We start from the raw sequence: 270 nt of genomic DNA, 5'->3' as shown, positions 1-270 counted from the left end.
TTGCTGTTACCTATGGCGAGGGCACTACTCAAACCGTTGAAGATTTATTTTTTGGTGGCGGGGTTTTGGGGGGCAGCTTTGTAAAGCCAGGTTTAAACGTTGCTGCTAACATTAATAAAAGTCAAAACCACTATACGGATAACCTAGGGCGCTTAATTAAGGACTCTATTGGTTTAGAAACGTTTATTTCGTACCGATTTGACAACTATGTGCGCCCTTTTGTCGCTTATAACATTTTAGACTCTGGTGACTACTATGTTATTACACGAA

General features: G+C 40.4%; 1 pseudogene. It reads left to right on the top strand.

Annotated elements, in window-relative coordinates:
- A pseudogene (locus tag CWC17_RS19420) lies at positions 1 to 270 on the top strand (porin); the annotation flags it as partial.

It is taken from the genome of Pseudoalteromonas sp. S3785 (assembly GCF_005887365.1).
Classification (GTDB): Bacteria; Pseudomonadota; Gammaproteobacteria; order Enterobacterales; family Alteromonadaceae; genus Pseudoalteromonas.
This window is presented reverse-complemented; position numbering and strand designations above follow the sequence as displayed.